3 protein-coding genes are annotated in these 4,701 nt (G+C 71.6%); 2 read left to right on the plus strand and 1 reads right to left on the minus strand.

Annotated elements, in window-relative coordinates; translation table 11 throughout:
* Positions 1-2,128, plus strand: a 2,128-nt coding sequence (locus tag AB0H87_RS38220) for a glycosyl hydrolase family 65 protein (RefSeq protein ID WP_360157516.1), incomplete at its 5' end; no start/stop codon positions are given.
* Here AB0H87_RS38220 and AB0H87_RS38225 read toward each other — a convergent pair.
* Positions 2,115-3,515 carry an acyltransferase gene (locus AB0H87_RS38225; protein WP_360157519.1) on the minus strand — a complete coding sequence of 467 codons (1,401 nt, stop codon included), beginning with the start codon at positions 3,513-3,515 and terminating at the stop codon, positions 2,115-2,117. The two genes, AB0H87_RS38220 and AB0H87_RS38225, sit on opposite strands and share 14 nt — an antisense overlap.
* Positions 3,516-3,698: 183 nt before the next feature.
* Here AB0H87_RS38225 and AB0H87_RS38230 point away from each other — a divergent pair.
* Positions 3,699-4,701 (plus strand): AMP-binding protein (locus AB0H87_RS38230; protein ID WP_360157522.1); only part of this gene is annotated, 1,003 nt, incomplete at its 3' end.

Raw genomic sequence — 4,701 nt, forward strand, 5'->3', positions numbered from 1 at the left:
GGTCCCGGTCCCGGACGGCACCACCATCCGGCTCCGCGTCGACGAGGAGCCGGTGAACATGGGCACCACCGAGGTTCGCGCGTACGAGCGGACCCTGGACATGGCGGACGGGACGGTGAGCCGCAGCGTCACCTACCAGCTGCCGGGCGGCCTGCCGATCAGGATCGACTCGTCCCGCTTCGTGTCGCTGGCCCATCGGCACCTGGCGTGCGTCCGCTACGACCTGACCATCCTGCACGGGCCGGAGGGCCAGGCGGAGCCGGGTGCGCCGACGGACCTGATCGTGTCCTCCGAGCTGGTCACCCGCCCGGCGGTGGTCACGGACCCCGACGCGGACCCGCGCCGGACCCGGTCGCTGGCCGAGGACGCGATGCGGGCCGACGGGGAGCGGGTCGACGGCGTACGCGTGACCCGGATGTACCGCACCGCCGGCAGCGGGCTGGCGGTCGCGGCCGCGATGGACCACTCGTTCGACCCGGCGACGCTGACGCACATGCGTACGCGCGTCGACCGTGATCGCGCCTACGTGGTGTTCGCGGTGCGGGCGGTGCCCGGCCAGACCGTGACGCTGACGAAGTGGCTCGCGTACCACTACGGCTCCGTGGACAGCGACGCATTGGCGGACCGGACCGACGCCACCCTCTACCGCGCGATCGACGCCGGGTATCCGGCGGCCCTGCAGGAGCACAGGAGGGAGCTGGCGGCGTTCTGGGCCGGCAGCGACGTGGAATGGACGGGCTCGCGAACGGCGCAACAGGCGCTGCGGTTCGGCCTGTTCGCACTGTTGCAGGGGACCGCACGCAGCGAGGGCCACGGTGTCCCCTCGAAGGGGCAGACCGGGACGGGCTACGAGGGGCACTACTTCTGGGACACCGAGACGTACCTGCTGCCGTTTCTCGTCCACACCAACCCGTCGGCGGCCCGCAGCCTGTTGATGCACCGCGTCGACGCGCTGCCGGCGGCGCGGGAGCGGGCACGACAGGTGTCGTGTGCGGGGGCGCTGTTCCCGTGGCGCACGATCAACGGGGAGGAAGCCTCGCCGTACTACGCCGCGGGCACGGCGCAGTACCACATCAACGCCGACATCGCCTACGCGCTCGACCAGTACGTGCGGCTCACCGGCGATGTCGACCTGCTGCACCGGCACGGGACCGAGTTGCTGGTGGAGACCGCACGGATGTGGGTCAGCCTCGGGTTCTTCTCGGAGCGGCTCGACGGGGAGTTCGTGATCCACGGGGTCACCGGCCCGGACGAGTACTCCACCGTGGTGGACAACAACCTCTTCACGAACCTGATGGCGGCCGAGAACCTGCGGACGGCCGCGGACGCCGTGGCGGCTCTGCGCTCGCACGACCGGGACGCGTACGACCGGTTGGTGGCCAGGACCGGCCTGGCGCCGCAGGAGCCGGACGTGTGGCGTCGGGCGGCGGAGAGGATGCACGTTCCGTACGACGCCCGCGCGGGCGTACACCTGCAGGACGACGGGTTCATCGACCGGAAGCCGTGGGACTTCGCCAGCACGCCCGCCGAGAAGTACCCGCTGCTGCTCAGTCACCACCCGCTGGTCATCTACCGGCACCAGGTGATCAAGCAGGCCGACGTCGTGCTCGCGACGGTGCTGCTCCCGGAGCGGTTCACCGCCGAGGAGCGCCGCCGGGTCTTCGCGTACTACGACCCGCTGACCACGGGCGACTCGTCGCTGTCGGAGTGCGTCCAGGCGATCGCGGCCGCGGACGCCGGCAAGTACCGGACCGCGGAGGAGTACCTCGTCGACGCGCTGGCGCTGGACCTGGCGGACACGGCGGGCAACGTACGCGACGGGCTGCACCTCGCCTCGGCCGCGGGCACGTGGATGGCGGTCGTGTACGGCTTCGGCGGGTATCGCTGGCGGACCCGGGAGTTCGCCCCGACGCTGCCCACCAGGGCGCGGCGCATCCGGTTTCCGCTGCGCATCGAGGGCTCGGTGCTCGAGGTGACGATCGAGCCCGAGCTGGTCACCTACGCCGTGCGCGAAGGCGATCCGGTCACGGCGCGCCATCGGGGCACGGAGTTCACCGCGGAGGTTGGCCGGCCGGTCACGTTCCCCGGCGACTACCACACCCACGACGCGGCCGTCACCGCACGTTGACCGCGCCCGCCGGCTCGGTGCCCGGCACGGCGACGGGTGCGGCGCTCAGGACGCGGAGCAGGATCGCGCCGCCGAAGTAGCCGGCCAGTGCCATCGTCGGGATGCCGAGCGGGGCGGGCTCCTCACGTGGCAGCAGGTTGTTGTCGAGCAGGCCGAAGGCGACCCCGCCGAACCCCACGAGGGCCAGCACCAGGCGCGGCGCGGGGAGGGCCAGCACGGCGGCCAGCGGACCGGGCATCCATCGGGCGCGTCGTTTGGCCCTACGACCGGCGGCGAACTCGATGGGTCCGAAGATGGCGACCAGGATGGCGAGGACGACGGTGAGCATGGCCAGCCACGGTATGCGCCAGGCCCACCATTCTCCGCTGCCGGCAGCGGGGGTGGGCAGCACACCGGCCTCGTGCAGGATCACCGCGGACAGGATGGCGGCCGTCATGTGCCACAGAAAGACCGTGAGGGCGACCGCGTTGACCGCGATGACGGCCATCCAGGGTCCGGTGCGGCGCAGCCAGCGCTCGGCAGGCCCGCGGACGAGCAGAGCTACGGCGAGCTGCACGGTGAACAGCGCGATGAGGGCCAGGCTGGGTGGTGACATGTTGTGCAGGCGCTCCCCGGGCACGTTGATCATGCTGACCGGGTAGGGGCCGGGCACGACGAGGACCAGCAGCACGGCCAGGCCGCCGAGTAAGAGCGCCAGGAGGGTACGCGGGCGCGTGGGCAGGCGGCCGTCGCGCCAGAAGAAGCCGATCTGGTGGACCCCGAGCCAGCCGAACAGGAAGCTCCCGTTGCCCAACCTGTCGTCGCCGTACAGCCGGGCCAGGTCGCCGGCCATGACCAGCACGAGCAGGACCGCCGGCACCGCGATGCCGTAGCGGCGGTGCAGGGCCCACATCAGCGGGGCGAGCGCGACGACGATGAGGTAGACCGACAGGAACCACAACGGGATGGAGGCGGTCCACACCGCCAGCCGCACGCGCACGGGGTCCAGCCCCGGCGGTTCCCACAGCCGGGCGAACCCGGCGAGAGCGGCGAGGGTGATGATGAGGGCGGTGCAGGGCCGCACCAGCCGGGCCGCGCGGTGGACCAGCCAGTCCCCCGCACGCCACCCCTTGCGGTAGTGCGAGCTCAGGGAGGCCGCGTTGGCGTAGCCGCCGACGAGGAAGAAGATCGGCATGACCTGCACCACCCACGTGATCGGGTGCGCCCAGCGCAGGTCGGGCAGGGCCGAACGGCCGGTCAGCTCGCCGTTCTGGTATTCCACGACGGTGACCAGCCAGTGGCCGAGCACCACGGCGACGATCGCGATCGCCCGCAGCAGGTCGATGAACCGCTCGCGGGAGGCAGGAGTCCGGTCGGCCAGCCGGCGCACCCCGCGGAGAGGATTCACGGCTGTCAGCGGAATGACGGCTCGAGATCGAGCATGTCGTCGCCTCCAGACGGACTTGGCAGCTCCCACAACCTACAACAGATCCGCTGTAAAGGGTCGCTTTCGGGCATTTGGTCTCGTCCCGGGCGGATCGGCGGCATCATCGAGGTCGGATGGATCCGGGTCGACAGTGGAGTGTGCGGCGTGCAGTACGTGACGGTCGATCCCGTGGTCACCGGCGTGCGAATGCGCGGACTCGCGGAAACCGTGTGGGACAACGCCCGGCACCACCCGGAGACGCCACAGTTCGTGCGCCCCGATCCGGATCCCCGTTCCTGGCCGGCGCCTCCCGCCTCGCGGACCGGGGCATCGATCGTGAGCTGCGCCGCCTTCCGCGATGACGTGCATGACGTCGCCCGCGGGTTCATCGCCGCGGGTGTCGAGCACGGTGACCGGGTCGGTCTGATCAGCCGCACCAGGTACGAGTGGACGCTCGTGGACTACGCGTTGTGGGCGATCGGCGCGGTGACCGTGCCGATCTACGACACCTCCAGCCCTGAGCAGATCGAGTGGATCCTCGCCGACTCCGAAGCGGTGGGATGCGTCGTGGAGACCGACGACCACGCCGCGACGGTCACCGGCCTCCAGGACGGCCTGCCGACGCTGCGCCGGACCTGGCAGATCGATGCGGGCGGGCTGATCGCGCTGGCCGGGCAGGGCCGCACCGTCGACGACGCACAGCTCGAGGCGCGCCGGGAACGGGTGGCCGACGCGGACGTGGCCACGATCGTCTACACGAGCGGCACGACCGGTCGTCCGAAGGGCTGCACGCTGACGCACCGCAACATCTACTGCGACGCCGCCGGCTCGCTCGCGGTGCTGCCGCAGCTGGTGCGGCCCGGGGCGTCGACGGTGCTGTTCCTGCCCCTCGCGCACGTGTTCGCCCGCCTGATCCAGGTGGCCGTGGTGCAGGCGCGGGTGACGATGGTGCACAGCCCCGACATCGCCGACGCGCTGGAGCAACTGCGCAGGCACCGGCCGACGTTCATCCTCGGCGTGCCGCGGGTGTTCGAGAAGATGCACGACCGGGCCCGGCAGAAGGCCGACGACGCGCGCCGCGGCGTGGTGTTCACCGCCGCCGAGCGGGTGGCGGTGCGCTACAGCCGTGCCCTCGACACACCGCGCGGACCGAACGCGTTGCTGCGGC

Origin of the sequence: Asanoa sp. NPDC050611 (assembly GCF_040654855.1) — a bacterium.
Lineage (GTDB): Bacteria > Actinomycetota > Actinomycetes > Mycobacteriales > Micromonosporaceae > Asanoa.